23 protein-coding genes are annotated in these 26,569 nt (G+C 68.6%); 8 read left to right on the forward strand and 15 right to left on the reverse strand.

The features are described 5' to 3' along the window. The first annotated feature begins 239 nt into the window (after positions 1 to 239). Complete coding sequence (locus tag BM013_RS19515; RefSeq protein WP_093129301.1) at positions 240 to 1,274, forward strand: carbon-nitrogen hydrolase family protein; 1,035 nt, start codon at positions 240 to 242, stop codon at positions 1,272 to 1,274. 30 nt (positions 1,275 to 1,304) lie between these two features. Here BM013_RS19515 and BM013_RS19520 read toward each other — a convergent pair whose 3' ends face one another. From BM013_RS19520 to BM013_RS19530, 3 genes are read right to left on the reverse strand one after another with little or no spacing between them, the layout of a single operon-like run. Then, positions 1,305 to 1,574, reverse strand: a complete 270-nt coding sequence (locus BM013_RS19520) for a hypothetical protein (RefSeq protein ID WP_093129302.1) — start codon at positions 1,572 to 1,574, stop codon at positions 1,305 to 1,307. Next, on the reverse strand, positions 1,571 to 2,005 hold the full coding sequence (locus tag BM013_RS19525; RefSeq protein ID WP_371270654.1) for a VOC family protein: 435 nt from the start codon (positions 2,003 to 2,005) through the stop codon (positions 1,571 to 1,573). The genes BM013_RS19520 and BM013_RS19525 overlap by 4 nt, the downstream gene beginning before the upstream one ends. After that, positions 2,002 to 2,535 carry a helix-turn-helix domain-containing protein gene (locus tag BM013_RS19530; protein ID WP_093129304.1) on the reverse strand — a complete coding sequence of 178 codons (534 nt, stop codon included), beginning with the start codon at positions 2,533 to 2,535 and terminating at the stop codon, positions 2,002 to 2,004. Before BM013_RS19530 ends, BM013_RS19525 begins: the two co-directional genes overlap by 4 nt. A gap of 210 nt (positions 2,536 to 2,745) precedes the next feature. Here BM013_RS19530 and hmpA point away from each other — a divergent pair, with 210 nt between their 5' ends. Next, positions 2,746 to 3,933, forward strand: a complete 1,188-nt coding sequence (gene hmpA, locus BM013_RS19535) for an NO-inducible flavohemoprotein (protein ID WP_093129305.1) — start codon at positions 2,746 to 2,748, stop codon at positions 3,931 to 3,933. Positions 3,934 to 3,954: 21 nt separating this feature from the next. Here the strand turns inward: hmpA and norR are convergent, their stop codons facing one another. Next, on the reverse strand, positions 3,955 to 5,535 hold the full coding sequence (gene norR, locus BM013_RS19540) for a nitric oxide reductase transcriptional regulator NorR (protein ID WP_093129306.1): 1,581 nt from the start codon (positions 5,533 to 5,535) through the stop codon (positions 3,955 to 3,957). A 109-nt stretch (positions 5,536 to 5,644) separates the two neighbouring features. Further along, positions 5,645 to 7,261, reverse strand: a complete 1,617-nt coding sequence (locus tag BM013_RS19545) for a CehA/McbA family metallohydrolase domain-containing protein (RefSeq protein WP_256221584.1) — start codon at positions 7,259 to 7,261, stop codon at positions 5,645 to 5,647. A gap of 291 nt (positions 7,262 to 7,552) precedes the next feature. Here BM013_RS19545 and BM013_RS19550 point away from each other — a divergent pair, with 291 nt between their 5' ends. Beyond that, entirely contained in the window at positions 7,553 to 9,634 is a 2,082-nt protein-coding gene (locus tag BM013_RS19550; protein WP_093129307.1) for a putative bifunctional diguanylate cyclase/phosphodiesterase, read from the forward strand. 31 nt (positions 9,635 to 9,665) lie between these two features. Here BM013_RS19550 and BM013_RS19555 read toward each other — a convergent pair whose 3' ends face one another. From BM013_RS19555 to BM013_RS19570, 4 genes are read right to left on the reverse strand one after another with little or no spacing between them, the layout of a single operon-like run. Continuing rightward, positions 9,666 to 10,901: a M20 family metallopeptidase gene (locus tag BM013_RS19555; RefSeq protein ID WP_093129308.1), complete on the reverse strand. Its 1,236-nt coding sequence runs from the start codon at positions 10,899 to 10,901 to the stop codon at positions 9,666 to 9,668. 23 nt (positions 10,902 to 10,924) lie between these two features. Then, complete coding sequence (gene uraD, locus BM013_RS19560; RefSeq protein ID WP_093129309.1) at positions 10,925 to 12,703, reverse strand: 2-oxo-4-hydroxy-4-carboxy-5-ureidoimidazoline decarboxylase; 1,779 nt, start codon at positions 12,701 to 12,703, stop codon at positions 10,925 to 10,927. A gap of 15 nt (positions 12,704 to 12,718) precedes the next feature. Then, positions 12,719 to 13,672: an allantoinase PuuE gene (gene puuE, locus BM013_RS19565; RefSeq protein ID WP_093129310.1), complete on the reverse strand. Its 954-nt coding sequence runs from the start codon at positions 13,670 to 13,672 to the stop codon at positions 12,719 to 12,721. A gap of 7 nt (positions 13,673 to 13,679) precedes the next feature. Next, positions 13,680 to 14,345, reverse strand: a complete 666-nt coding sequence (locus tag BM013_RS19570; RefSeq protein WP_233101840.1) for a GntR family transcriptional regulator — start codon at positions 14,343 to 14,345, stop codon at positions 13,680 to 13,682. Positions 14,346 to 14,446: 101 nt separating this feature from the next. Between BM013_RS19570 and uraH the strand changes: the two genes are divergently transcribed. Beyond that, positions 14,447 to 14,797, forward strand: coding sequence for a hydroxyisourate hydrolase (gene uraH, locus BM013_RS19575; RefSeq protein WP_093129311.1), 351 nt, complete (start codon positions 14,447 to 14,449; stop codon positions 14,795 to 14,797). Positions 14,798 to 14,801: 4 nt separating this feature from the next. Here the strand turns inward: uraH and BM013_RS19580 are convergent, their stop codons facing one another. Beyond that, on the reverse strand, positions 14,802 to 15,320 hold the full coding sequence (locus tag BM013_RS19580; protein WP_093129312.1) for a hypothetical protein: 519 nt from the start codon (positions 15,318 to 15,320) through the stop codon (positions 14,802 to 14,804). Between the two features lie 56 nt (positions 15,321 to 15,376). On the opposite strand from BM013_RS19580, the gene xdhC reads away from it, so the two are divergent. The 3 genes from xdhC (at position 15,377) to BM013_RS19595 (ending at position 19,216) form a co-directional block, all read left to right on the forward strand. After that, complete coding sequence (gene xdhC, locus BM013_RS19585; RefSeq protein WP_093129313.1) at positions 15,377 to 16,186, forward strand: xanthine dehydrogenase accessory protein XdhC; 810 nt, start codon at positions 15,377 to 15,379, stop codon at positions 16,184 to 16,186. A gap of 338 nt (positions 16,187 to 16,524) precedes the next feature. Then, positions 16,525 to 17,733: a urate hydroxylase PuuD gene (locus BM013_RS19590; RefSeq protein ID WP_093129314.1), complete on the forward strand. Its 1,209-nt coding sequence runs from the start codon at positions 16,525 to 16,527 to the stop codon at positions 17,731 to 17,733. A gap of 142 nt (positions 17,734 to 17,875) precedes the next feature. Then, positions 17,876 to 19,216, forward strand: coding sequence for a glycerate kinase type-2 family protein (locus BM013_RS19595; RefSeq protein ID WP_093129315.1), 1,341 nt, complete (start codon positions 17,876 to 17,878; stop codon positions 19,214 to 19,216). Between the two features lie 50 nt (positions 19,217 to 19,266). On the opposite strand, the gene BM013_RS19600 is transcribed toward BM013_RS19595, so the two are convergent. Next, positions 19,267 to 19,854 carry an LURP-one-related family protein gene (locus BM013_RS19600; protein ID WP_093129316.1) on the reverse strand — a complete coding sequence of 196 codons (588 nt, stop codon included), beginning with the start codon at positions 19,852 to 19,854 and terminating at the stop codon, positions 19,267 to 19,269. A gap of 262 nt (positions 19,855 to 20,116) precedes the next feature. On the opposite strand from BM013_RS19600, the gene BM013_RS19605 reads away from it, so the two are divergent. Next, positions 20,117 to 21,559 (forward strand): NAD-dependent succinate-semialdehyde dehydrogenase, encoded by a 1,443-nt coding sequence (locus tag BM013_RS19605; RefSeq protein WP_093129317.1) that lies wholly within the window; start codon positions 20,117 to 20,119, stop codon positions 21,557 to 21,559. 17 nt (positions 21,560 to 21,576) lie between these two features. Here BM013_RS19605 and BM013_RS19610 read toward each other — a convergent pair whose 3' ends face one another. The 4 genes from BM013_RS19610 to BM013_RS19625 form a co-directional block, all read right to left on the reverse strand. Continuing rightward, positions 21,577 to 22,293, reverse strand: a complete 717-nt coding sequence (locus BM013_RS19610) for an MgtC/SapB family protein (protein WP_093129318.1) — start codon at positions 22,291 to 22,293, stop codon at positions 21,577 to 21,579. Between the two features lie 27 nt (positions 22,294 to 22,320). Continuing rightward, positions 22,321 to 22,923: an HAD family hydrolase gene (locus BM013_RS19615; protein ID WP_093129319.1), complete on the reverse strand. Its 603-nt coding sequence runs from the start codon at positions 22,921 to 22,923 to the stop codon at positions 22,321 to 22,323. Between the two features lie 63 nt (positions 22,924 to 22,986). After that, complete coding sequence (gene mgtA, locus BM013_RS19620) at positions 22,987 to 25,752, reverse strand: magnesium-translocating P-type ATPase (RefSeq protein ID WP_093129320.1); 2,766 nt, start codon at positions 25,750 to 25,752, stop codon at positions 22,987 to 22,989. A 214-nt stretch (positions 25,753 to 25,966) separates the two neighbouring features. Further along, positions 25,967 to 26,167: a hypothetical protein gene (locus BM013_RS19625; protein WP_093129321.1), complete on the reverse strand. Its 201-nt coding sequence runs from the start codon at positions 26,165 to 26,167 to the stop codon at positions 25,967 to 25,969. Between the last annotated feature and the right edge of the window lie 402 nt (positions 26,168 to 26,569).

The raw sequence follows: 26,569 nt of genomic DNA on the forward strand, positions 1-26,569 counted from the left end.
TGTGTCTCCGGCTGGCGCCCGGTCGGGGCGCTGGCTTGTGTCGTGGGATGGCTTGCGGGGTTGGACTTTAGGGGGGTACTTTCAGCAATCCAATCGATGCGACTGGCGTTACACATCGATGAATTCGATGCACCTGTCGATCGACAGCGTCGATGCGTAACACCGGCCGGCTCGATAGGACTGGCGCGGGGGCGAACCTAGAGTCGCGGTTTCATAACGAAGAACCCAGGACCGATGCCATGACCGCTCCACAGAAAACCCGGTACAAGGTTGCCGTCGTCCAGGCCGCGCCCGCGTTCCTCGACCTGGCCAGAGGTGTCGACAAGGCCATCGGCCTGATCGAGGAGGCCGCGCGCAACGGCGCTTCGCTGGTCGCGTTTCCCGAGGTCTGGCTGCCCGGCTATCCGTGGTGGGTCTGGCTCGACTCGCCGGCGTGGGGCATGCAGTTCGTGCAGCGCTATTTCGAGAACGCGCTGGTGGTCGACAGCCCCGAATGGGAGCGCCTGAAGGCCGCCGCCGCGGCGAACCGCGTCCACGTGGTGCTGGGCTACAGCGAGCGCGCCGGCGGCTCGCTGTACCTGGCGCAGGCCATCCTGGACGACCACGGCCAAGTGGTCGCCACGCGCCGCAAGCTCAAGCCCACGCACGCCGAGCGCACGGTGTTCGGCGAGGGCGACGGCAGCCATCTCGCGGTGCACGCGACCGCGCTCGGGCGCATGGGCGCGCTGTGCTGTGCCGAGCACATCCAGCCGCTGACCAAGTACGCGATGTTCTCGCAGCACGAGCAGGTGCACATCGCCGCATGGCCGAGCTTCTCGGTCTACCGCGGCGCCGCGTTCCAGCTCAGCGCCGAGGCCAACAACGCCGCGAGCCAGATCTATGCGCTGGAAGGCCAGTGCTTCGTGCTCGCGCCGTGCGCCACGGTGTCGAAGGAGATGCTCGACATGCTGATCGACACGCCGAACAAGCGCGACCTGCTGCTGGAAGGCGGCGGCTTCGCGATGATCTACGGCCCCGACGCGAAGCCGATGTGCGAGCCCTTGCCCGAGACGGCCGAGGGCCTGCTGTACGCCACGCTCGACCTGGGCCTGATCGGGCTCGCCAAGGCGGCCTACGACCCGGTCGGCCACTACGCGCGGCCGGACGTGCTGCGCCTGTTGTTCAACAGCAAGCCGGCGCCGCGGGTGCATGCCTTCGAGCCGGACCCCGTGGAACGCTCGGAGCTGGCGGGCGATTTCCAGTCACCGGACGGACAGGATTCGCCTGGGGTGTGAACCGCGTCCGGCAAGGGGAGGAGAACTCTCCTAATGGGCGCGCGCCGAACCCCGCGCACCCTGCCCGCGGCCGAGGTAAGGCTGCACGAACAGGTAGAGACCCGTGAACAGCAGCAGCGCCAACGGAAGCAGAGGGGCGTACGTGATCCAGGGCGGCGGTGCGCCGGGCCCTGTGGCCATGGCCACGAAGTTGGCGATGACGGCCAGCGTGAACGCGATGGACACCCAGCGGTGGAAGGTCCGGATGCCGGTGCCGGTGCCGGTGCCGGTGCCGGCGTTCGCGGCGTGAATGCCGCTCATGCCTTGCTCCCGGGCGCCTGGATCATCTTCCAGCCGTTGCCCGCCGGGTCGCGAAAGCTCGCGTCCACGCTGCCGAAGCGGCTCACCGGCTCCTGCGTGAACTCCACGCCGCGGTCGCGCATCTGCAGGTAGGCCGCATGGCAGTCGGCCACGTTCAGCACCAGCGGCGGCATCGCGCCCTTGGCCACCATGCTGCGCAGCGTTTGCGCGGTGGCCTCGTCGTGCACCGGCGGGCCCGGCTTGAACAGGCCGAGCTCGAACGATGGCTGCTCGGGGTGCAGCACGGTCAGCCAGCGGTAGTCGCCATTGCGCACGTCGGCCTTCACACGGAACCCGAGCTTGTCGACGTAGAACGCAAGCGCCGCGTCCTGGTCGTCCACATACAGCCCCACCACACCCACACCCGCACCCACACTAATACCCTGGCTCATCGCGACATCTCCTTGGTTGAAAGCCGCTTTGTACCGTCGGCCCCGCGGCGGCGCTTCTCCGAAACTGCTTCGGTGAGATCGGGCCGCTGCGCGGCCTTGAGGAAACAGGGCGGCACGCGCTCGAGCTGCTGCGCCGCGGCCCGCAGGCGCGGGCGCAGCGCGCTGGGGTTTTCGCCGGTGATGTCGCGGAAGGTGCGCCCGAAGGTGCCCAGGCTTTCCCAGCCGGTGGCGAAGGCGATCTCGGTGACGGACAGCTCGGTGTCGCGCAGCAGCGCGGTGGCCTGCTCGATGCGGCGCGTCAGCAGGTAGCGGTGCGGCGGAATGCCGAAGGCCTGCTTGAACGAGCGCGCGAAATGCGCTTCGGACACCCCGCTGACCTCGGCCAGCCGCAGCACGGGCCAGGCCTCGTGCGAGGCGGCGTCCATGCGGTCCTTGGCGCGCAGCAGGCGGCGCAGCAGTTGCGGGTCTTGTGCGGGTGCGGTGCTGGCCGAAGCGACGGCTGGCGTATGAGGGTCTTGGCGGGATGGCATGGGTTCGAGGTGGGGTTTGCGCAGCTTAGCCGGACTGCGCACTCGTTGCGCCTGTCCAGTCGATTCGACAGTAAACGTCGAAATGACTTGATTTGAAGGGGAGTCAATTTGACGTTGAAGTGCGCCAAGCCGTTGATTCATAAGGGTTCACGGGCCGGCACGCCGGTTGCAATGAGCAAGGCACCCAAATCAACGATTCACCGAGGTTCCATGATCACCGCCGCCCAACGCGCCATCGTCTCGTCCACCGTGCCCCTGCTCGAACAGGGCGGCGAAGCCCTGACCACCCATTTCTACAAGATGCTGCTGGCCGAGCATCCCGAGGTTCGCCCCTTCTTCAACGAGACCCACCAGGCCAAGGGCGACCAGCCGCGCGCGCTGGCCAACGGCGTGCTGATGTACGCCAGGAACATCGACCGCCTGGAGGCGATGGGCCCGCTGGCCACGCAGATCGTCAACAAGCACGTGGCGCTGCAGGTGATGCCCGAGCACTACCCGATCGTCGGCGGCTGCCTGCTGCGCGCGATCCGCGAGGTGCTGGGCGCCGAGATCGCGACCGACGAAGTGATCGAGGCCTGGGCCGCCGCCTACGGTCAGCTCGCCGACATCCTCATCGGCGCCGAGAAGCAGCTGTACGACGCGCAGGCCGCGGCGCCCGGCGGCTGGCGCGGCGCGCGCGCCTTCAAGGTGGCGCGCAAGGTGGCCGAGAGCGCGGAGATCACCTCGTTGCATTTCGCCCCGGCCGACGGCGGCGCGCTGATGGACTTCGCGCCCGGCCAGTACATCGGCCTGCTGCTGCGGGTGGACGGCAAGGACATTCGCCGCAACTACTCGCTGTCGGCCGCGCCCAACGGCAGGACCTACCGCATCAGCGTGAAGCGCGAACCCGGCGGCGTGGCCTCGAACTGGCTGCACGACCACGTGCAGGTGGGCGACACGCTGCAGCTGCTGCCGCCCTCGGGCGAGTTCGTGCTGGCCGAGAGCGGGCGGCCGGTGGTGCTCATCAGCGGCGGCGTCGGCATCACGCCGACGCTGGCGATGCTCGAGCAGGCGCTGGCCACCGAGCGCGAAGTGGTGTTCATCCACTGCGCGCGCAACGGCGACGTGCATGCGTTCCGCGAGCAGATCGAGGCGGCCGCGGCGCGCCACCCGCAGCTGCAGCGCTTCTATTGCTACGACGAGGTGAGCGACGCGGCGGCACCCGCGCCGCACGCGGTCGGCCGGCTCGACCTCGACCGCCTGAACGAGTGGCTGCCGTCGCACACGCGCGACGTCGACGCCTACTTTCTCGGGCCGAAGCCTTTCATGCAGCAGGTGCGCCGCGGGCTGCGCAGCTGGGGCGTGCCGGACGCGCAGTCGCGCTTCGAGTTCTTCGGGCCGGCCTCGGCGCTGGAGTAACCGCGAACCAGGTCGCGGGCCTCAGGCCCGCGCAACACCCAGCCGCTTCGCCATGCGCGCGAGGTTGGCCGGGTCGATCTGCAAGGCCCGCGCGGCGGCCGCCCACTGGTTGTCGTTCTGCGCGAGCGCATGCAGCACCATGCGGCGCTCCAGGTCGCTCACGGCGTCGCGCAGGCCGAGGCCTTGGGCCTGCACGGCGGCTGCGATGTCGGCGCTCGCGCCCCTGGGCTGCTGCGCGCTTGCATCGCCGGCCGTGCCCGCTGCACCGAGCCCGAGGTCGTCCGCGCCCAGCGTCAGGATGCGCGGCCTTTGCGCATGCCGGCCCAGCGCCTTCACCACGCTGCGGCCCAGCAGGTGCTCGAGCTCGCGCACGTTGCCGGGCCAGTCGTAGGCCAGCAGCGCGGCCTGTGCGCCGGCATCGAGCCGCACCGCGCCCAGGCCCATGCGCGAGCGCGCCTCCTCCAGGAAGAAGCCGCCGATCGGCAGCACGTCGCGCCCGCGCTCGCGCAGCGGCGGCACCACCAGCGGGTACACGCTGAGCCGGTGATAGAAGTCCGCGCGCAGCCGGCCCGCGCGCACCTCGTCGGCCAGGTTGCGGTTGCTCGCCGCGATCACGCGCACGTCGACGCGGTGCTCGCGGTCGGAACCCAGGCGCTGGAGGTGGCCGCCCTGCAGCACGCGCAGCAGCTTGGCCTGCACCTGCAACGGCAGCTCGGCCACTTCGTCGAGGAACAGCGTGCCGCCGTCGGCCAGTTCGAACTTGCCGCGCCGGTCGCCCACCGCGCCGGTGAAGGCGCCGCGCACGTGGCCGAAGAGTTCGCTCTCGACCAGGTTGTCGGGCAGCGCCGCGCAGTTGATGCTGACCAGCGGGCGCTTCGCGCGCGCCGATGCGGCGTGCAGCGCCTGTGCCACCAGCTCCTTGCCGGTGCCGGTCTCGCCCTGGATCAGCACGCAGAGGTCGGTCGGCCCGGCCAGTGCGATTTCTCTGAGCAGCCGCTTGTGCGCGGCGCTGTGGCCGATCAGCTGGCGCGGGCCGTGGCCCGTGGCCTGCGCATAGCTGTCGGCGCGCAGGCGTTCGTCTTCCGCGCGCGCGGCCAAGCCGTGCATGCGCGTGGCCAGCCCGACGGTGGCGGCCGACAGGCTCGCGAAGGCCTGCAGCACGTCGAGCTCCACGCGCGAGAAGCGGCCGACCTCTAGCGCGTCGAGCGTCAGCACGCCCCAGGGGCGGCCGTCGACCTGCAGCGCGCAGCCCATGCAGTCGTGCACCGGCAGGTGGCCCTGCACGCCGTCGACCAGGCCGTCGAAGGGGTCGGGCAGGCCGCAATCGGCCGGGAAGCGCACGGGGCCCGGCGCCGCGAGCAACTGCTCGAAGCGCGGATGCTCGGCCACGCGAAAGCGCCGGCCCAGCGTGTCGCCGCTCAGGCCATCGACGGCCAGCGGCACCAGCCAGTCGCCGTCGAGCCGCAGCATGGCGGCGGCGTCGCAGGGCAACAGCACACGCAGGGTTTCGAGCAGGCGCCGGTGGCGCTCGGCCTCGGGGAGGTCCTGCGCCAGGTCGGCCATCAGGGGAAGCAGGGCGGTGAGCAGGCTGGGCGGGGTCATGGGCCGGTCATTTTGACTGCCATGAAGAGTCCCCGCTCGCCGCACTGTCAGCCGGTGAGTGCTGCGAGTGCCGCGCGCACGGCGAGGCGCCGCGCCCGCCCGCCGCGGCTTACTTCGCCGCGACCTTCACGAACACCGGGTTCGAGTAGAACCACAGGTCGCTGTAGTTGCGCACGTTGATGGCGTTGAAGCGCGCCACGTTGTCGGTGCCGGTGCTCTGCGCATCGAACAGCGGCTCGCCGCCCGCGGTCTCGTTGGGCACGTCGGTGCCAAGGTTGGTGCCGCGCAGGCGGAAATACTGGTGGTTGCCGGCCTTCACCGTGTAGCTGACGGCGAAGTAGCCGTCGGCGTCGAGCTTCCAGTCATTGCGCGTGAAGCGCTTGAGCACGCGGGTCGACGCGTTGGTGTCGCGCGCATAGCCAGGCGTGCCCGGCGCTTCCGCACCGGTGACGTCGCCCACGATCAGGTCGACGTGGTCGACCACCGGCTTCACGTTGGCGAAGTTGCCGCTGCCCAGCTGGTACTCGAAGTTGTTGCGCTCGGGGCTCTTGAAGCGGATGGTGATGGTCAGGTCTTCACCCGAGGTGGCCGCCACTTCGGAACCCATGTCGCCGGCGCCCTTGGCGCTCTTCACGTTGAAGTCGAGCGCGTCGATGAGGTCGCCGTTGACCGCGAAGAGCTTGCCCGAGCGCATGGCGGCGAGCAGCGACTTCGGGTCCTTCACGTCGCCCCACAGGTGGTTCTTGGCGTACTCGCCGGGCGCGTAGCCGCTGCTGTACAGGCCCTTGGAGGTGGTGAAGTGGTAGTCGGAGTCGGCCACGTTCCAGATGTGGCGGCCTTCTGACAGCAGCGCGTCCCAGGTGCCGCCGAGCTTGGCGACGAGGTAGTCGACGCCGCCGTAGGTGCGCGAGGGCAGGTTGGCCGGAATGTAGGCGCTGGTGTAGCCGCCGCGGTCGGGCTCCATCTGGTTGCCGACCATGCCTTCGAGTGAGAACACGATATTCGGCGCGAGGTCGTTCATCTCGCGCAGCTGGGCGGCGGTGTACTTGCCGGGGTTGCGCGAGGGGTGGTTGATCTGCAGGTAGCTGCTGTCGGGGTAGTTCGCCTTGAGCCAGGCGATGGCCGCGAGCGTCTCGGCGTGCGTGCTGTAGGTGGTGCCGGCCTTCGCGCCCCAGGCCGCGACGTCGCCGGCCGGGAAGAGGGCCGCCGCGCGGTCGGTGAAGAGGTACTCGAACTGGCTCACCGCCTTGAGTGCCGCGTCCGACATGGGCTTGTCGCTCAGGATGCCCACGTTGCCGTGGTCGTGCGAGGGCATGTCCCACTCGAAGGCCGAGAAGATGGTCTTGTCGGCGTACTTGCCCGCGGCCTGCAGCGCCTTGATGCGCGGCACCTGGTACTTGGCCATGCCTTCGGAGAACGGAATGGCCGCGGCCAGCTTGTTGCCGTCGTTGTCGTAGTTGGACAGGCGCAGGTGGTCGGAGATGGCGGCCCAGTCGAGGCCGAACTGGTCGAAGGCCTTGGCCAGCACCTGGTCGAGCGTGGAGATCTGCTGGGTGTCGTCGGACTGCATCGTGTGGATGTGCAGGTCGCCAACGGTCCAGCGGCCGGCCGGCGCCACCGGGGCGGGCACCGGGGCCGGTGCCACGGCGGCCGGGGGTGCGGGTGCGGGCACTATGGGCAGGAAGGCGGCGCCGTTGGAGCTTCCGCCGCCGCAGCCGGCCAGCATCAGGGTGCCGAGGGCGAGGGTCGAGAGCAGGGTCCGGGCAAAGACCGGAGGAAGGGCGGAAGGAAGGGCCGAAGGAACGGCCGAAGGCGTCTGGAGATGGGAGGACATGGCAGGCAAAAAAAGACGCGCACGTCTCGCACGCGTCGAAGCAAAGCGGCCGAGTCTGGATTCCGGCGATGACGTCTGGATGAAAGACAAACGAAAGTTCGTTGTTCCGCCCCCCGAAATTTGCGTGCCGCGGGCGGGAACGGGGCTCGGAGCCTCGCGCCGTCTATAAACTGTGACCCTTCCATGAATGCCCGCGCACCCACCCCTTCGCTCACCGCTTCCGTCGATGGCGATGTGCTGTACCGCATGGTGCGCACCGACCAGCTGGTGGTGGTCCGCCGCAGTGTGATGTCGGCCATTTCGATCAATGTGGTGCTGAGCTTCACCGCGACGCTGGTGGCCCTCAACGCGGGCCGGGCCTTCGAAGGGCTGATCTGGCTGCTGCTGTCGCTCGCGGTGAACGGGGCGCGCAGCTACATCTGCCGCTGGCCCTTCGCCCCGTCGCCCGGCGTGATCGTCGAAGAGGGCGTGGCCGTGTCGCCCACCGGCCGTCCGGTCGAATGGCACCTGCGGGTGGCGGCCACGATGGCCGCGGCCTCGGGCTGCGTCTGGGCGCTGATTCCGCTGCTGTGCAACGGCTATTCGTCGCCCCAGGCGATCTTCTATCTGACGGTGGTGTGCGGCATCTGCGCCGGTTCGGTCACCTACGGCATCGCCTACGCCTTCGTGCCCATCAGCTTCATCACGCCGGCGCTGCTGTCGGTGGTCGGCTGCCTCCTGTATGCGGGCGGTTTCGACAACGTGGCCCTGGCCGCGATGGTGCTGCTCTATCTTGGTGCGCTGGCGCGCGGCGCGCTGCAGAGCGACAAGGCTTTCCGCGAAGGCAGCCGCCTGAAGAACGAGGCCACGGCACTGGCCTCGCAGCTGCGCCAGGTGCATGCGCTGTCGCTCGACGCGACGCAGCAACTGGCCTTCCGCGCCTCGCACGATTCGCTCACCGGCCTGCTCAACCGCGAAGGTTTCACCGAGGCCGCCACCTTGCACATCGCCGTGCCCGACGGCCGCCAGCACGGGCTGCTGCTGCTCGACCTGGACGGCTTCAAGGCGGTGAACGATGCCTTCGGCCACAAGATCGGCGACCGCGTGCTGCAGGACGTGGCCGGCTGGCTGCAGCGCGAACTCGCCGGCATGAACGCGACGCTCGGGCGCTGGGGCGGCGACGAGTTCGCGGTGCTCTACACCCTGCGCGCCGACCGGCAGGCGCCCACGGCCATCGCGCAGGCGCTGATCCGCTCGATCTCTTTCGCCACGGCGCACTACGGCGGCCACCTGGGCGTGAGCATCGGCATCTCGGTGGCGGGCGACGCCGACGTGGCCGACATGATCAGCTTTGCCGACGAGGCGCTCTACGAAGCCAAGCGCACCGGGCGCAACCGCTTCCAGATGTTCGACAAGGCGCTCAACCAGCGCCTGGCCACGCGCCGCGACGTCGAGCGCGACCTGCTGCACGCCATCGAGGCGCGCGCCATCGGCGTGTGGTACCAGCCGATCATGGCCTGCGACAGCAACGAGGTGCACAGCCTGGAAGCGCTGATGCGCTGGCACCACCCGCGCCACGGGCACATCTCGCCCGAAGAAGTGATCTTCGCGGCGGCGAACACCGGCCTGGCCGAACCGCTGCTGCGCCACCTGGTCGACGAGGTCTGCCGCGGCATGCGCCAGTTCGAAGCCGCGGGCTCGAGCCTGGCGGCGGTGCCGGTGGCCATCAACGTGTCGCCGCGCGAAATGGCGCAGCTGGCGGTCGACGACATCGTGCTGGGCATGCTGAAGTCACGCGGCATCGCGCCGCGCCGGCTGCAGATCGAGATCACGGAAGAGGTCGCGCTCGACACCCACGCCACGCGCAGCCGCCTGAGCGCGCTGTCGGCGGCGGGCGTGGCGATCGTGGTGGACGACTTCGGCGTGGGCTATTCGTCGCTGGCGTCGCTGCGCAGCGAGTATGTGCGGCAGGTGAAGATCGACCGCAGCTTCATCCTGGGGCTGTCGTCCTCGCCGGGCAACGTGGTGCTGGTCGACTCCATCGTGCAGCTGGGCCGCTCGCTCAACCTGCAGGTGGTGGCCGAGGGCGTTGAAACGCAGGAAGAACTCGACGCGCTGCGCGCGCTGGGCTGCAAGCTGGTGCAGGGCTACCACCTTGCGCGGCCGGCACCGCTGCCCGACGTGATGTCGTGGGCCGTGTCGCTCGCCGCTGCCGGTGTGGCCGCGGGGGTGGCCTCAGGTGCGGTTGCAGCCACTGCTGCCGCGGCGCCCGCCAACGCGGCCTGAGCCGCGCGGCGAAGCGCCGGAAAAAACAGGCTCAGGCCAGCAGGTCGCTCAGCGTGCGCGCGATCACCTTGGTGGCGCGGCGCAGGTCTTCGAGCACCACGCGTTCGTCGCTGCGCTTGGCGTGCGACTCGAGCACGGTGCGCGGGCCGGCACCGTAGATCACGCCCGGAATGCCGGCTTCGCCGTACAGGCGCACGTCGGTGTACAGCGGCGTGCCCATGGCCTTGATGGGCTCGCCGAACAGCTCGCCGCCGTGCTTCTGGATCGCCTCGACCAGCGGCTTGTTGCCCGCCAGCGGCTTCATCGAATTGGCCAGCAGCATGCGCTTGATGTCCACCGTGATGCCTTCGCTCTCGGCGGCGGCATCGGCGATCACCTGGCGGATGTTGGCCTCGACCTCGACCGGATTCTCTTCGGGGATCATGCGGCGGTCGAGCTTGAACACCACCTTGCCGGGCACCACGTTGGTGTTGGTGCCGCCTTCGATGCGGCCCACGTTCAGGTACGGGTGCGTGATGCCCGCGACCTTCGACGTCACCTTCCGGTAGAGCGTGTTCTGCGCGTAGAGTGCGTTCAGGATCTTCGTGGCGCCCTGCAGCGCGTCGATGCCGGTGGTCGGAATGGCCGCGTGGGCCATCTTGCCGTTCACCGTCACCTCCATCTGCAGGCAGCCGTTGTGCGCGGTGACCACTTCGTAGCTGAAGCCGGCCGCAATCATCAGGTCGGGCTTGGTCAGGCCGTTCTGCAGCAGCCAGCCCGGGCCGAGGAGGCCGCCGAACTCTTCGTCGTAGGTGAAGTGCAGCTCGACGCTGCCCCTGCTCGGCTTGGCGACGGCCTCGAGTGCGCGCACAGCGAAGGTGAAGCTGGCGAAGTCGCTCTTGCTCACGGCGGCCGCGCGGCCGTAGAGGCTGCCCTCGGCAATCTCGCCGCCGTAGGGGTCGTGCGTCCAGCCGTCGCCGGGGGGCACCACGTCGCCGTGGGCGTTGAGGGCCACGGTGCGGCCGCCATCGCCCTCCTTGCCGTACTTGCGGCGCACGATCAGGTTGGTGATCGACTCGAGCCCGTAGTCCTTCACGTCCTGCGCGGGCACGGCGTGCTTCTCGGCGTCGAGGCCGAAGTCCTTCAGCAGCTCGGCGGTGCGTTCGGCGTGCGGCGCGTTGTTGCCGGGCGGCGTGTCGGTGGGCACCTGCACCAGTTGCTGCAGGAACTTCACTTCTTCGTCGAAGTGGGCGTCGATCCAGGCGTCGAGTTTGGCGTAGTCGGTCATGGTTGTTCTTCTGTTTGCGTGAATCAGTGGGCGTGCTCGGTGGCGAGGTTGTCCAGCAGGAGCTGGAAGGCCTGCACGGCGAGCTGGATGTCGTCGTTGGTGCTCGATTCGAGCGGGTTGTGGCTGATGCCCGAGTTGATGCCGCGCACGAACAGCATGGCCTGCGGCATCACCTCGTGCAGCTTCATGGCGTCGTGGCCGGCGCCGCTGGGCATGCGGAACAGCGGAAGGCCCAGCGCGTCGACGGCCTTTTCCCAGCGCTGCTGCCAGGCGGGCGCGCTCGGCGCGGCGGCGGCGCGCATGGTTTCCTCGAGCTCGTAGCGCACGCCGCGGCGCTCGCAGATGTCCTTCAGCGCATTGACCACGTCGGTGGCCAGCGCGTCGCGCTGCGCGTTGTCGGGCGCGCGCAGGTCGAGGCTGAACTTGCAGCGCCCCGGCACCACGTTGATGGAGCCGCTGGGCACCTCGAGCATGCCCACGGTGCCGACCGAGTCGCCGTCTTTGGCGGCGCGCTGCTCGGTGTAGAGGATGAGTTCGGCCACCGCGGCCGCAGCGTCGCGGCGGCGGTCCATGGGCGTGGTGCCGGCGTGGCTGGCCATGCCGATCACCTCGCCCACGTAGCGCACGCTGCCGTTGATGGAGGTGACGATGCCCAGCGGCAGGTCGAGCTCGGTGAGCACCGGGCCCTGCTCGATGTGCACCTCGACAAAGCCGAGGTAGCGCGTGGGGTCGCGCTGGATCTTCGGGATGTCGGCCTCATCGAGACCCGCATGCCGCATGGCCTCGCGCATGGTGATGCCGTCGGCGTCCTGCTGGTCGAGCCAGCGCGCATCGAAGTGGCCGATGAGCGCGCCCGAGCCCAGGAAGGTGGCCTTGTAGCGCTGGCCTTCTTCCTCGGCGAAGCCCACCACCTCGAAGGCGAAGGGCAGGCGCCGGTTCTGCCTGCTGAGCTCGCGCACGCAGGCCATCGGCACGAAGATGCCCAGGCGCCCGTCGTACTTGCCGCCGTTGCGCACGGTGTCGTAGTGCGAGCCGGTGAGCAGGGTGCGCGCGCCGGGCTGCGTGGCCTCGTAGCGGCCCACCACGTTGCCTACCGCGTCGATGTGCACGGAGTCGAAGCCGCAGTCGCGCATCAGGCCGGAGATCTGCGCGGCGCAGGCGCGGTGCGCGTCGGTCAGGTAGGTGACGGTGAGCTGGCCCTTCTCGGCATAGCCCGGGTCGGTGTGCACCGAGAGCTGTTCCTGCCAGTCCCACACGTCGTTGCCCAGCGTGACGTCGGCGGCGAACTTGTCGTTCAGGCGGATCTCGGCAATGCGGTGGATGTTGCGCAGCGCCTCGCCCAGCTCGAACGACGGGTGGTTGTGCAGCCGGCGCGCAAAGGTGTCGATGATCTCGCGCTTGGCCAGGCCCGTGCCGCGCGGGCCGCGCACCGCCAGGATGAACGGGAAGCCGAACTTCGCGTTGTAGTCGGCGTTGAGCTGCTGGATCTGCGCGAACTCCTCGGGCGTGCAGTCGGTCAGGCCGGCCTTGCTCTGCTCGTTGGTCGACTCGGCCGTCAGCGTCTTGCTGACCATGGCCTTGCCGGCAAGCTCGGGGTGGGCGCGGATCAGGCCGATCTGCTCGTCGGCGGTCGATGCCGCAAGGGCCTTGACCAGCGAATGCTTGAGGTGCGCGAGCGAGCGGAACGGGCGCGAGGCCAGCGCGCGCTGGGCGATCCACGGCGAGTGCTCGTAGACGCCGTCGAGCAGCGCGACGGCTTCGGCGGGCACGGCCGCGTTGAGTCGGGAGATGGTCAAGCTCATGGTGCGGCTCCGGCGTCAGATGGGTGCGAAGGGATGCGCCTGTTTCCAGTGGCGCGCGATGTCGACGCGGCGGCAGACCCACACCTTGTCGTGCGTGGCGATGTGGTCGAGAAAACGCTGCAGCGCGGTGATGCGCCCGGGCCGTCCGAGCAGGCGGCAGTGCATGCCGATGCTCATCATCTTCGGGCTGTTGTCGCCGGCGGGATCGCCTTCGGCGTAGAGCGCGTCGAAGGTGTCCTTCATGTACTGGAAGAATGGGTCGGCGTGCGAATAGCCTTGCGGCAACGCGAAGCGCATGTCGTTCACGTCGAGCGTGTACGGCACGATGAGCTGCGGCACCACGCTGCCGTCGGTCTTCTGCACCTTCATCCAGAAGGGCAGGTCGTCGCCGTAGTAGTCGCTGTCGTATTCGAAGCCGCCGTAGTCGGCCACCAGGCGGCGCGTGCGCGGGCTGTCGCGGCCGGTGTACCAGCCCAGCGCGCGTTCGCCGGTGAGTTGCTCGATGGCTTCCATGCCCAGGCGCATGTGCTCGCGCTCGGTGGCTTCGTCCAGGTTCTGGTAGTGAATCCAGCGCCAGCCGTGGCAGGCGATCTCGTGGCCCAGTTCCTTGAAGGCCGCGGTGAGCTCGGGGTAGCGCTGCAGCGCCATGCCCACGCCGAACACGGTGAGCGGCAGGCCGCGCTTTTCGAACTCGCGCAGGATGCGCCACACGCCGGCGCGCGAGCCGTACTCGTAGATGCCTTCCATGCTGATGTGCCGGTCGGGGAAGCTCGCCGGGTTGAACATCTCGGAGAGGAACTGCTCGGAGCCCGCGTCGCCGTGCAGCGTGGCGTTCTCGCCGCCCTCTTCGTAGTTCAGCACGAACTGCACCGCGACGCGCGCGCCGCCGGGCCATTGCGCATGCGGCGGGTTGCGGCCGTAGCCGGCCAGGTCGCGGGGGTAGGGCAGGGTGGTGTCGTAGACGGTCATAGGCTTTTCAGGACAGCGCCAGCGAGATGTCGTTGGTCGGGACCTTGCGGTCGAACGTGAGGTTGGCCTCGACGTGCTCGAGGTGTTCGGTCATGAGGCGCACGGCGCGCTCTTCGTCGCGCGCGGCCAGCGCCTTCACGATGTCGGCGTGCTCGTCGTTGGAATGCTCGGCCGCGCTGGTGCTCTGGTACATCAGCGTGATGAGGGCGCAGCGCGAGATCAGCTCGCCCAGGATCTGCGCCAGCACCGTGTTGCCCATGAGCTCGGCCATGCGCACGTGGAAGTCGCCGAGCAGCTCGGTGCGACCCGAGATGTCTTCGCCCGACACGGCGGATTTCTCCAGCGCCACGTGCTCCTTCAGCGCCTTGATCTTGGCGGGCGTGACGGTGCGCACGAACTCGCGCGTCATCTCGGCCTCGAGCATGCGGCGCACGGCGAACACCTGCTTGGCCTCGTCGACCGCGGGCGCCGCCACGAAGGCACCGCGCGCGGGCTCCAGGCGGATGAGCTTGTTCTGCGAGAGCTGAAACAGGGCTTGGCGCACCAGCGTGCGGGATACGCCGAAGTGGTCGGCCAGCTTCTGCTCGGCCAGCTTGGTGCCGGGCTGAAGCCGGTGCTCGACGATGGCCTTCGTGAGGGCATCGACGATCGAACGGGTGGTGGAGGACTCCATGTTTTTCATGATAGACCCAAAGGCGTGAACTGTATACACTTTTGTCCACCGGAATATCCCGCACCTCCCCCTCCGACTTTCGGACTTTTCAAGGAGCCCCCATGGGCCTGAGCACACACGTACTGGACACGATGCATGGCGGCCCGGCCGCGGGCATGGAGGTGGCGCTGTACACCACCGACGGCGACGCCGCGACGCTGGTGAAGCGCTTCACGCTGAATTCGGACGGCCGCAGCGACGGGCTGCTGTACGACAACCACTCGCTGAAGGCCGGCACCTACCGCCTGGTGTTCGACGTGGCGAGCTACTTCAAGGCCCGCGGCGTGGAGCTGCCGCAGCCGAACTTCCTGAACAAGGTGTCGCTGGACTTCGGCGTGGCGCACACCGACCAGCACTACCACGTGCCCCTGCTCGTGAGCCCGTGGAGCTACTCCACCTACCGCGGCTCCTGATGTGTCAGTCGCCCTGCTGCTGACCTTCGGTCAGCGTGTCGAGCTGGAAGCGCCCGCTCTTGTCCCACAGCCAGGTGTCGGTCCACGTGACCGCGCCCAGGCGGGTGGCGGCGGGGAAGGGCGCGGCCTGCAGCACGGCGCGCTCGATCTCGGCGATGACCTCGGGCGCATGCTGCGGCGCGCGCAGCCAGTGCAGCGAGACCACCTTGCCGCCCGCGTCCAGGTTCACCTGCAGCGTGCCGACCGCGTACAGGATCGGCGGCAGTTGCCCGCCGTAGATGCGCGAGCGGTTGATGTCGTAGATGTGGCGTGCCGCGTCGCGGCGGTACTCGCGCGGCGTGGCGGCGCTCGAGGCGCGCGGCACGCGGCCAGATGCGCCGGCGCCCGGCGCCGAAGCGCTGCTCAACTGGCCGGGAACGGCCCCCGGGCCGGTGCTGCCGCAGCCGGCGAGCCACAGGGCGGAAAGAACGGAAGCCGCCAATCCAAGGCGGGCGAAGCGGCGGGGCGTAAGCTGGCGATTCATCGCCGGGTTTATACCGTGAGTCTTCGCGGGCCGGGCAACCGAAGGTATCGACAACGATGAGCGGCGCGGTCGACCAATTGCTGGCGCGTCTTCGCCATGAAGACGGCGTGCTGGTGCGCGTGGCGTCCACGCAGGGCTCGGCCCCGCGCGAGGCCGGCACGTGGATGGCGGTGTGGGCCGACGGCCTCACGGCCACCATCGGCGGCGGGCAGCTCGAGTTCCAGGCCACCAAGGAGGCGCGCGATCTGCTGGCCGGCGCGCGCGCACCGTTCGACGGCATCCAGCGCTATCCGCTGGGCCCGAGCCTGGGGCAATGCTGCGGCGGGGTGATGTACCTGTCTTACCAGCGCATCACGTCGGCCGATGCGCCGGCGCTGCAGCGCGAACTGGTCGCGCAGCTCAAGCCCGTGGCGCTGTTCGGCGGCGGCCACGTGGGCGCCGCGCTGGCGCGCCTGCTGGCCGCGCTGCCGTTCGCGGTGCGCTGGATCGACAGCCGCGACGGCGTCTTCCCCGACGCGCTGCCCGCGCAGATCGACACCGAGCATTCCGAGCCCGTGCAGGACGCCGTGGCCGCGCTGGCGCCGGGCAGCCGCGTGCTCATCATGAGCTTCAGCCATGCCGAAGACCTCGACATCGTCATCGCCTGCCTGAAGCGCCTGCGCGAGCGCGACGACTTGCCGTACATCGGCCTGATCGGCAGCAAGACCAAGTGGGCCACCTTCAGCCACCGGCTCGAGGCGCGGGGTTTCACGGCTGGCGAGCTGGCCCGCATCACCTGCCCGATCGGCGTGCCGGGCATCACCGGCAAGGAGCCCGAGGTGATCGCCGTGGCGGTGGCGGCACAGTTGTTGCAATCGCTGGGCTGAACAGGGTTTTCCCGGCGGCATCGCCTCAAAAAACCATCCCGTCCCTTGCCAAAACTGTATACACTTTCAGTCCACAACAAGCCGCAGCGGAGCGAGGCCCATTTCATGGAGCCTGCGTTCGCGGCACTTTCTCTGCTTACAGTGCCCGCGGTGGTGAGCAGGCTGAAACCCCTCCTTGGCGCTCTCACGCGCCCAGAGGGCTACGCAGATCTGAAGGGACCGTAGCGAGCGACCCGAGGTCGCGTCGAGGACCGGAACCGTACTTGGGTACGGTGAGGACCGCAGATGCGAGATCGGGGCGCGCAGCAGGTTCATTCAAATCTGATGAGAGAGAGCACATGGAAAGCTACTACCTCGACTGGGCGAACCTGCTGCTGCGCTGGGTCCACGTCATCACCGCCATCGCATGGATCGGCGCCTCCTTCTACTTCGTGATGCTGGACAACAGCCTCGAGAAGCCGCAGGACCCCGAGTCGCTCGACAAGGGCGTGGGCGGCGAACAATGGGCCGTGCACGGCGGCGGCTTCTACAACATGCAGAAGTACGCGCTGGCGCCCAAGAAGCTGCCGGACCACCTGCACTGGTCGTACTGGGAGAGCTACAGCACCTGGATCACCGGGTTCTCGCTGTTCACCATGTCGTACCTGTGGAACGCGAGCACGTACCTCATCGACAAGTCGAAGATGGACTGGCAGCCCGGCGCCGCCATTGCCGTGGCGCTGGCCTTCTTCGTCGTGTTCTGGATGGTCTACGACGGCATCTGCCAGATCTTCGGGCGCCGCAAGAACGGCGACACCATCGTCGGCGTGCTGATTGCGCTGTTCATCGTCTTCGCGACCTGGCTGGCCTGCCAGTGGTTCGCGGGCCGCGCGGCCTTCCTGCTGGTGGGCGCCATGATGGCCACGACCATGAGCGGCAACGTGTTCTTCTGGATCATTCCAGGCCAGCGCAAGAACGTGCAGGCGCTGCGCGAAGGCCGCCCGGTCGACCCGGTGCACGGCCAGCGCGGCAAGCAGCGCAGCGTGCACAACACCTACTTCACGCTGCCGGTGCTGTTCGCGATGCTGAGCAACCACTACAGCTTCACGTACACGCACAAGTACAACTGGATCGTGCTGCTGCTGATCATGCTCGGCGGCGCGGCCATTCGGCAGTTCTTCGTGGTGCGCCACCGCTTCAAGCTGGGCAATGCGGGCAACCCGCTGCCTTACGCGCTGGTCGGCATCGTGGTGCTGGGCCTGACCATCGTCTGGATGAAGCCCGAGCCGGCCGCCGCACCCGCGGTGGCGGCTGTCGCCGCGCCCGCCGTGCCATTCGCCGACGTGCAGAAGGTGCTGGAGCAGCGCTGCTTCATGTGCCACGGCGCGGCCGTGCAGATGAAGAACGTGCGCGTCGACTCGCCCGAGCAGGTGGCCGCGCATGCGCAGGCGATCTACCAGCAGGTGGTGGTCACGAAGATCATGCCGATGAACAACGCGACAGGCATCACCGACGAAGAGCGGGCGCTGATCAGCCGCTGGTTCCAGGCTGGCGCCAAGACCAACTAGCGCACGGGGACAGACCGCAAGAAGACCGCCATACAGGCCATACAGGCCATACAGGCCATACAGGCCGCACAGGCCACCACGGATTGGCGATTGGCGGGTCCACGGCCCGCAGCACAATCGCAGGATTGGAGACAAAGCAGCCATGACCGCACCGACCCCCGCCTTCGGCCCCACCCCCGATCCGCGCGAAGCACCGCGCGCCTTCCTCGAACATCTCTACCGCGTGGCGGTGGACCGCGCACTGCCGCTGTCCACCCTCGGCGCCCACTTGCCGAAGCCGCCCAAGGGGCGCACGGTGGTGCTGGGCGCCGGCAAGGCCGGCGGCTCGATGGTGCAGGCCCTCGAAGCCCTGTGGCCGGCGGATGCGCCGCTCTCGGGCCTCGTCGTCACCCGCTACGACCACATTCCGCCGCGTCCCGAGGGCCTGGCGCAGCGCATCGAACTCGTCGAGGCCGCGCACCCGGTTCCCGACGCAGCCGGCCAGCAGGCCGCCGAGCGCATCCTGGCGCTCACGCAAGGCCTCACGCCCGACGACCTGGTGCTGTGCCTGATCTCGGGCGGCGGCTCCTCGCTGCTGGTGCTGCCCGCCGACGGGCTGACGCTGGCCGACAAGCAGCGCATCAACAAGCAGCTGCTCGAAAGCGGCGCGGGCATCGGCGAGATGAACTGCGTGCGCAAGCACCTGTCGCGCATCAAGGGCGGCCGCCTGGCTGCCGCCTGCGCCCCGGCCCGCGTGGTGACGCTGACGATCAGCGACGTGCCCGGCGACGACCCGGCCGTCATTGCCAGCGGCCCGACCGTGCCCGACGCCACCACCTGCGCCGACGCGCTCGCCATCCTCGACCGCTACGGCATCGAGGTGCCCGCGCCGGTGCGCGCGCAGCTCGAAAGCGGCGCGCTCGAGACGCCCAAGCCGGACGACGCCGTCTTCAAGGGCCACGAGACGCACATGATCGCCACGCCCCAGCAGTCGCTCGAAGCGGCCGCCCAGGCGGCGCGCGAGGCGGGCATCGAGGTGCACATCCTGAGCGACGAGATGGAAGGCGAATCGCGCGAGGTCGGCAAGGTGCATGCCGCGCTGGCGCGCGCCGTGGCGCACCGCGGCCAGCCCTTCGCGCGGCCGTGCGTCATTCTTTCGGGCGGCGAGACGACGGTGACCATCCGCCCGCGCCAGCCCGGCCAGGCCAAGGGCCGCGGCGGGCGTGCCGGCGAGTTCTGCATGGGGCTGGCGGGTGCGCTCATGGGCCAGCCGCAGGTGTGGGCGCTGGCGGCGGACACCGACGGCATCGACGGCGTGGAAGACAACGCGGGCGCCTTCGTCACGCCCGACACGCTGGCGCGCGCCGCGGCCGCCGGGCGCAAGCTGTCGGACCACCTCGACCGCAACGACGCCTACGGCTACTTCGACCCCATCGGCGACCTGTTCGTGACGGGGCCCACGAACACCAACGTCAACGACTTCCGCGCGCTGCTGGTGCTGTAGGGCCCGGCCCGCTCCGGTGGGGACGGGGGCGGCTCATGGCCGCCGGACCGTCACTCCTTGAGGACCATGTCGATGCACATCACCGCCGCCACGATCAGCAGGCGGCGGGCATCGTCGGCCGGCACGCCCGGGTCGATCGACAGCATGTAGTTGTCGGCGGTGGTGAACAGCTCCTTGCCCAGCCCGGCCCATTTCTTGGACACGGCGGCGAGCTCGCTGCTGCCCTGCACGAAGCGGAAGTCCCAGCTGGTCCACTTGCCCTTGAGCGTGCAGGCCATGCGCTCCTGCGCGTCGAGCACGTCGAACTTGCCGCCGATCGAGAAGAGCTTCTGCTTGAAGTAGCCGACCACCTGGTCGTTGCCGTCGAGCACCTCGACCTTCGACAGGAAGATGGACACGCCGCGGCGCACCGACAGCACCTTCTGCCCCTCGGGCGTCGACACCACCACGTCGAACGGCGTGAAGCGCTTGTAGTCGGTGAAGCGCAGCAGCTTGCTGAAGAAGCCGAGGTTCGGCTCGCGGCATTCCAGGATCTTCTGCTGCGAATGCGGCTCGAAGATGTCGTAGTTGTTGGCGGCCTTGAAGATGCCTGCATGTTCTTTCACGAAGAACAGGTTGTTGCTGAGCGCTGCGTGCATGGATTTCCCTCGGTCCTCTGTTGGTGTTGGTTTGGCGGGGATTATGTTCGGCGCGCATGACCCGCCCGTGCCGCTCCGCTGTCCATGCCGTGACCCTGCCTGTAACCGGCGGCGGACGGGGTTTGCGAACTCGGGTTAATCTATGCCCCCGGCGGCCTCAAGGCCGCTGTTGTTGCCGTTGTCGCCAGCGCACCCCCGGGTGCCGCGCCGTACACCCAGATTTCCCCTTTTCATCCCCAGTCCTCGAAGGAAAAAGTTCGCCATGACCGCCACCTACACCGACACCCGCCTGCTGATCGACAACGAATGGGTCGACGCCACCGGCGGCAAGACGCTGGACGTCGTGAACCCCGCCACCGGCAAGGCCATCGGCAAGGTGGCGCATGCCAGCATCGCCGACCTCGACCGTGCCCTGGCTGCCGCCCAACGCGGCTTCGACACCTGGCGCAACACCCCCGCCAACGAGCGCGCCGCCGTCATGCGCCGCGCCGCCGGCCTGATCCGCGAACGCGCCGGCGACATCGCCAAGCTGCTGACGCAGGAGCAGGGCAAGCCGCTGGCCGAAGCCAAGGGCGAAACCCTGGCCGCCGCCGACATCATCGAGTGGTTCGCGGACGAAGGCCGCCGCGTCTACGGCCGCATCGTGCCCTCGCGCAACCTGGCCGCGCAGCAGCTCGTGCTGAAGGAGCCGCTGGGCCCCGTCGCCGCGTTCACGCCGTGGAACTTCCCCATCAACCAGATCGTGCGCAAGCTCGGCGCGGCCCTGGCCACCGGCTGCTCGTTCCTGGTGAAGGCACCCGAAGAAACCCCGGCATCGCCCGCCGCGCTGCTGCAGGCTTTCGTCGACGCCGGCATTCCGCCCGGCACCGTGGGCCTGGTGTTCGGCAACCCCGCTGAAATCTCGAACTACCTGATCGCCCATCCGATCATCCGCAAGGTCACCTTCACCGGCTCGACCCCGGTGGGCAAGCAGCTGGCCGCGCTGGCCGGCTCGCACATGAAGCGCGTCACGATGGAACTGGGCGGTCACGCCCCGGTGATCGTGGCCGAAGACGCCGACGTCGCGCTGGCCGTGAAGGCCGCCGGTGCGGCCAAGTTCCGCAACGCCGGCCAGGTCTGCATCTCGCCGACCCGCTTCCTGGTGCACAACAGCCTGCGCGAAGAATTCGCCCGCACGCTGGTGAAGTACACCGAAGGCCTGAAGCTCGGCGACGGCCTGGCCGAAGGCACGACCATCGGCCCGCTCGCCAACGCCCGCCGCCTGACGGCCATGGCCCACGTGCTGGAAGACGCGCGCAAGAAGGGCGCCACCGTGGCCGCCGGCGGCGAACGTGTCGGCGACACCGGCAACTTCTTCGCCCCCACCGTGCTGACCGACGTGCCGCTGGACGCCGACGTGTTCAACAACGAACCCTTCGGCCCCATCGCCGCCATCCGCGGCTTCGACAAGCTCGAAGAAGCCATCGCCGAAGCCAACCGCCTGCCGTTCGGCCTGGCCGGTTATGCCTTCACCAAGTCGATCAAGAACGCGCACCTGCTGAGCCAGAAGCTCGAGCTGGGCATGCTCTGGATCAACCAGCCCGCCACGCCGTCGCCGGAAATGCCTTTCGGCGGCGTGAAGGATTCGGGCTACGGTTCGGAAGGCGGCCCCGAGGCACTCGAGGCTTACCTGAACACCAAGGCGGTTTCGATCCTGGGCGTTTAAGCCGGCTCACTCATCGCTCATTCCTCGGCGGTGGCATTCCAGAAGGCTTGCTGCACGCCGTCGAGCGATTCGAGGTCTTCAATGACACGGTCGAGCTCCGCGGGCTCGACCGCTGTCGCGTACAGCGTCGCACCGATCTCGGTGTCGGCCGGCCCGAACGGGTGCTGGTCGACATCGCGCACCGGGTAGTTCGCGGCTTCGAGCAACAGCAGCAGCTGGTCCATCACCTCGGGCCGCGCCGCGCGCGAGCAGATCACGCGCACCACGTACGTCGCTTCGCTCGCTTCCTCGCTGATCGGCTGGCGGTTGATGCGGTTCACCACGGGCCGCAGCAGCGTGTTGCTGGCCAGCACGAACAGCGCCGCAATCACCGCTTCCCCCAGCAGGTCCGCGCCCGCGCAGGCGCCCACCGCGGCCGACCCCCACAGCGTGGCGGCCGTGTTCAGCCCCGTGACGTTGGCGCCTTCCTTCATGATCGCGCCCGCGCCCAAAAAGCCGATGCCCGACACCACGTAGGCCACCACGCGTACCGCGCCGCCGCTGCCGTCGAGCCGGTTGGCCATGTCGACGAACACCGCGGCACCCACCGCCACCAATGTGTTCGTGCGCAGGCCTGCGGTGCGTTGCCGAACCTGGCGCTCCAGCCCGATCAGCGAACCGAGGATGAAGGCGGCCGCCACGCTGATGAAGGTGTCGACCAGCGAGAGCAGGTTGATGTTCTGGATGGCTTGCATCGATGGTTCCCTCTTGTCGTTATGTCTTCATGCCGATGTTCGATCGGCCGGCGGCGGCGGCGGCGGCGGCGGCGTGCCGGCCTGGCTCTGCATGTGCTCGCGCCAGTTGCGCTTCTCGACGCGCCTGACGTTCGGCACGCCCGCCAGGTGCGCCAGGTACGCCGCCAGCAGAGGCAACTCCGCATCGCTCCTGTCGCCCACGAACTCGCGCACCGTCACCAGGTTGCCGTAGCTCCTGGCGTACTTGGCCGGCGTGTCGTCGACCGCAATGATCGATTCGAGCGCATAGCCCCTGGACTTCAGTTTCTGCAGGTTCTTGACGCTCTGGTACTCGCCCGTCGTCCAGTCCCGCGTCGTGGTGCAGCGCCCGCTCGACCAGACGAACTCCAGCGCGCCGGCCGGAAAGATGCGTTCGACGACCTGCGCCGCATAGCTCTCGCCCGACGCGGTCCAGACGCCGACCCTGAACTGCGCAAGCACGGTGCTCACGAAGCCGGCAAGGTGCGGTCGCAGGTGAACGCGGTAAGGCCCGACGCGGAAGTCCTCGTCGTGCGCGAGCGTGCTTTCGGTCGCGTGGATCAGCGTCTCGTCGAGGTCCAGCACGAGCAGTTTGCGGGTCTGAAATGTCATGTGCGTGTCGAAGGGGCTCGCAATGGCGGTCGACGCATATTAGGGGCGATCGGGGCGGGCGCGTCACTGCCAACCGTACCGCCGCGCATACCACCCCTTCACCGCCTGCGTCAGCAGCGCGTAGCCGACCAGCATCGCGACCAGCCACGGGAAGTACGCGAGCGGCAACGCCTGCAGCTTGAAGTAGTGCGCCAGCGGCCCCATCGGCAGCCAGATGCCCACGGCCGCGATCGCCCCACCCATGATCAGCAGCGGCCATGCCGCGCGGCTTTGCAGGAACGGGATCTTGCGCGTGCGGATCAGGTGCACGATCAGCGTCTGCGACAGCAGCCCTTCGACGAACCAGCCCGACTGGAACAGCGTCTGGTGGTCCACCGAGTTGGCCGCGAACACGTACCACATGACAGTGAACGTGAGGATGTCGAACACCGAGCTCAGCGGCCCGAAGAACACCATGAAGCGTCCCAGGTCGGCCGGGTTCCAGCGCTGCGGGCTCTTCAGGAATTCCTCGTCCACGTTGTCGAACGGAATCGCGATCTGCGACACGTCGTACAGCAGGTTCTGCACCAGCAGGTGCAACGGCAGCATCGGCAGGAACGGAAGAAACGCGCTGGCCACCAGCACCGAGAACACGTTGCCGAAGTTCGAGCTCGCTGTGAGCTTGATGTACTTGAGCATGTTCGCGAAGGTGCGGCGCCCCTGGATCACGCCTTGCTCCAGCACCATCAGGCTCTTCTCCAGCAGGATGATGTCGGCCGACTCCTTGGCCACGTCCACCGCGCCGTCCACCGAGATGCCGATGTCCGCGGCGCGCAGCGCGGGCGCGTCGTTGATGCCGTCGCCCATGAACCCGACCACGTGGCCGTTGGCGTGCAGCGCGTGCACGATGCGCTCCTTGTGCGCGGGCGTGAGCTTGGCGAACACCTGGTGCGCCTCGACCACCAGCCGCAGGTCGGCGTCGATCATGTCCTCGATCTCCCGGCCGAGCACGATGCGCCCCACCGCCAGGCCCACGTCGGCGCACACCTTGCGCGTGACCAGCTCGTTGTCGCCCGTCAGCACCTTCACCGCCACGCCGTGCTCGGCCAGCGCGCGCAGCGCGGGCGCGGTCGATTCCTTCGGCGGATCGAGGAAGGCCACGTACCCCAGCAGCGTGAGGCCCGATTCGTCGGCCACGCCGTAGGCCGGCTTCTGCGCCTCGGTCTTCAGCGCGCGGCTGGCCACGGCCACCACGCGCAGGCCCAGCGCATTGAGCTCCGACGCCACGCGATGGATGCGAGCGAGCACCTCGGCGTCGAGCGCCAGCACCTCCGCGCCGCGCTCGACCGACGTGCACACCGACAGGATCTCTTCGAGCGCGCCCTTGCAGATCAGCAGGTGCTCGCTGCCGCCATTGGCCACCACCACCGACATGCGGCGGCGCGAGAAGTCGAAAGGCACTTCGTCGATCTTGCGGTAGGCCGTCTGCAGGCGCGTCTCGAGCTGCATCTCGGCGTGGCTCAGCACCGCCTTGTCGAGCAGGTTCTTCAGCCCCGTCTGGTGGAAGCTGTTGAGGTAGGCGAACTGCAGCACGTGGTCGGAGTCTTCGCCCCACGCGTTGGTGTGGCGCTCGAGCACGATGCGGTCCTGCGTCAGCGTGCCGGTCTTGTCGGTGCACAGCACGTCCATCGCGCCGAAGTTGTGAATGGCCTCGAGCCGCTTCACGATCACCTTCTGGCGCGACATCACCACCGCGCCCTTGGCCAGCGTGGCCGTCACGATCATCGGCAGCATCTCGGGCGTGAGGCCCACCGCGATCGACAGCGCGAACAGCGCCGCCTCCCACCAGTCGCCCTTGGCCACGCCGTTGATCACCAGCACCAGCGGCGCCATCACCAGCATGAAGCGGATCAGCACCCAGCTCACGCGGTTGATGCCCGCCTGGAACGCGCTGGTGCCGCGGTCGGTGGCCGTCACGCGCTGCGCGAGGGCGCCGAAGAAGGTGCGGTCGCCCGTGTGCACGATGAGCGCGGTGGCCGTGCCGCTGATCACGTTGGTGCCCATGAAGAGCAGGTTCTCGCGCTCGAGCACGCCGGCGTCGTGCGCGCCGCGGTCCACCACGAACTTCTCGACCGGCATCGCCTCGCCCGTCAGCGCCGACTGGCTGATGAACAGGTCCTTGGCCGTGAGCAGCCGGCCGTCGGCCGGGATCATGTCGCCGGCCGACAGCGCGATCACGTCGCCGGGCACCAGGTCGCGCATCGGCACCTCGACACGCACCGTGCCGGTGTGCGTGGTGTCGAAGCCTTCGTCGCTCGCGGCGCTGGGCTTCTGTCCGGGCGCGGGGCGCAGCACCGTGGAGGTGTTGCTCACCATCGCCTTGAGCCGGTCGGCCGCCTTGTTGGAGCGCGACTCCTGCAGGAAGCGCAGCACCGTCGACAGCACGACCATGCTGCCGATGACGAGCGTGGCCTTCATGTCCTCGGTGACGTACGAGACCAGCGCCAGCACCGTCAGCAGCAGGTTGAACGGATTGCGGTAGCACTGCCACAGGTGCTGCCACCAGGGCAGCGGTTGCTCGTGGCGTACCTCGTTGCTGCCGAGGCGCTTGCGCAGCACTTGGGCGTGGCCTTCGCTCAGGCCGCGCGGCGAGCTGTCGAGCTTGACGAGCATCTCGCCGGCATCGGTGCGCGAGGCGGTGCTCAGTGCCTTGGCGATGTCGGGCGGCATGCTGAGCGAGCCGGCGGCGACGGGTTTCGAGCCCAGCAGCGATTGCCAGCGCTCGAAGTGATGCAGCATGTGGCGGCTGCGCAGGAAGCTTTCGAAGAAAGACTTCAGGACGTTTTTCATGGGGTTCTCCTTCGGGGCGGCCGCCGCCCGCCCAGGGAGAACCGCGGGCCTCAACAGGCCAGGGTCAACCCTTTGCGAAGCGCGGCGGCGGGCCGCGGTGTTGCTGCAATCGATCGAAGCGAAGGGGGCGCGCTAAGGCGCCAACAAGAGGCTGGGTCCATGGTGTGCTCCTGGGTTGCTTGCAGGTTGAAGGGAGGCCGAGCGGGCGGGCGGCTCAGCGGCGCGGCGCGCTGGCCGGCTGGAGCACCAGGAAGCTGCGGATGCGGCGCGTGGTCCAGAGCGCGGCGGCCTGGTCCAGCGCGGCATCCACGACCGGTTCCACCGCGTTCGCGGTGGAAGCGCCGCTCGGCACGTGCGCCGAGGGGCGAACGCGCTGCGGTTCGTGAGGCTGACGACGAAGATGAAAGTGACGCATGACAAGGCTCCTTCGCGTTGAATGGCCTCGCGCGCGAACACGCCAAGCTGACTGAAAAAGTCAGCAACGAGAACGACGGGAATCGGAAGGGGAGAACCGCTCGCCGCGAAGGGCAAGAGGGTCACGCTGCGTGCACGACGGCAACACAGCGCGAGGGAGCCTGCGCTAGAGAGCCGGGTGTGTCACGCCTGCCGAGGCACGCGTCTTGTCACTGATCCAACTGGCACTGTCCACGCACGGGGCTCCGAAATGAAGATTGCCGATTGTTGCACTGCGGCATGCGTGCGGTCAACCCTTGGGGTGCGGTTCCAGAGCAGGCCGAAAGGTCTTGTCGCGCCTGTCGCACGGTTTGCCGAAGGCACTGAAATCGGATGGCCCGAACCCACTGATGGAACCGTGGCG

The sequence above is a fragment of the Variovorax sp. OK605 genome (genome assembly GCF_900115445.1).
GTDB lineage: Bacteria > Pseudomonadota > Gammaproteobacteria > Burkholderiales > Burkholderiaceae_C > Variovorax.

Excerpts from the sequence above, each read along its gene's own strand:
- BM013_RS19515 (WP_093129301.1), top strand. The coding sequence starts at position 240 with ATGACCGCTCCACAGAAAACCCGGTACAAGGTTGCCGTCGTCCAGGCC.
- BM013_RS19520 (WP_093129302.1), bottom strand. The coding sequence starts at position 1,574 with ATGAGCGGCATTCACGCCGCGAACGCCGGCACCGGCACCGGCACCGGC.
- BM013_RS19525 (WP_371270654.1), bottom strand. The coding sequence starts at position 2,005 with ATGAGCCAGGGTATTAGTGTGGGTGCGGGTGTGGGTGTGGTGGGGCTG.
- BM013_RS19530 (WP_093129304.1), bottom strand. The coding sequence starts at position 2,535 with ATGCCATCCCGCCAAGACCCTCATACGCCAGCCGTCGCTTCGGCCAGC.
- hmpA (WP_093129305.1), top strand. The coding sequence starts at position 2,746 with ATGATCACCGCCGCCCAACGCGCCATCGTCTCGTCCACCGTGCCCCTG.
- norR (WP_093129306.1), bottom strand. The coding sequence starts at position 5,535 with ATGACCCCGCCCAGCCTGCTCACCGCCCTGCTTCCCCTGATGGCCGAC.
- BM013_RS19545 (WP_256221584.1), bottom strand. The coding sequence starts at position 7,261 with ATGCTGGCCGGCTGCGGCGGCGGAAGCTCCAACGGCGCCGCCTTCCTG.
- BM013_RS19550 (WP_093129307.1), top strand. The coding sequence starts at position 7,553 with ATGAATGCCCGCGCACCCACCCCTTCGCTCACCGCTTCCGTCGATGGC.
- BM013_RS19555 (WP_093129308.1), bottom strand. The coding sequence starts at position 10,901 with ATGACCGACTACGCCAAACTCGACGCCTGGATCGACGCCCACTTCGAC.
- uraD (WP_093129309.1), bottom strand. The coding sequence starts at position 12,703 with ATGAGCTTGACCATCTCCCGACTCAACGCGGCCGTGCCCGCCGAAGCC.
- puuE (WP_093129310.1), bottom strand. The coding sequence starts at position 13,672 with ATGACCGTCTACGACACCACCCTGCCCTACCCCCGCGACCTGGCCGGC.
- BM013_RS19570 (WP_233101840.1), bottom strand. The coding sequence starts at position 14,345 with ATGGAGTCCTCCACCACCCGTTCGATCGTCGATGCCCTCACGAAGGCC.
- uraH (WP_093129311.1), top strand. The coding sequence starts at position 14,447 with ATGGGCCTGAGCACACACGTACTGGACACGATGCATGGCGGCCCGGCC.
- BM013_RS19580 (WP_093129312.1), bottom strand. The coding sequence starts at position 15,320 with ATGAATCGCCAGCTTACGCCCCGCCGCTTCGCCCGCCTTGGATTGGCG.
- xdhC (WP_093129313.1), top strand. The coding sequence starts at position 15,377 with ATGAGCGGCGCGGTCGACCAATTGCTGGCGCGTCTTCGCCATGAAGAC.
- BM013_RS19590 (WP_093129314.1), top strand. The coding sequence starts at position 16,525 with ATGGAAAGCTACTACCTCGACTGGGCGAACCTGCTGCTGCGCTGGGTC.
- BM013_RS19595 (WP_093129315.1), top strand. The coding sequence starts at position 17,876 with ATGACCGCACCGACCCCCGCCTTCGGCCCCACCCCCGATCCGCGCGAA.
- BM013_RS19600 (WP_093129316.1), bottom strand. The coding sequence starts at position 19,854 with ATGCACGCAGCGCTCAGCAACAACCTGTTCTTCGTGAAAGAACATGCA.
- BM013_RS19605 (WP_093129317.1), top strand. The coding sequence starts at position 20,117 with ATGACCGCCACCTACACCGACACCCGCCTGCTGATCGACAACGAATGG.
- BM013_RS19610 (WP_093129318.1), bottom strand. The coding sequence starts at position 22,293 with ATGCAAGCCATCCAGAACATCAACCTGCTCTCGCTGGTCGACACCTTC.
- BM013_RS19615 (WP_093129319.1), bottom strand. The coding sequence starts at position 22,923 with ATGACATTTCAGACCCGCAAACTGCTCGTGCTGGACCTCGACGAGACG.
- mgtA (WP_093129320.1), bottom strand. The coding sequence starts at position 25,752 with ATGAAAAACGTCCTGAAGTCTTTCTTCGAAAGCTTCCTGCGCAGCCGC.
- BM013_RS19625 (WP_093129321.1), bottom strand. The coding sequence starts at position 26,167 with ATGCGTCACTTTCATCTTCGTCGTCAGCCTCACGAACCGCAGCGCGTT.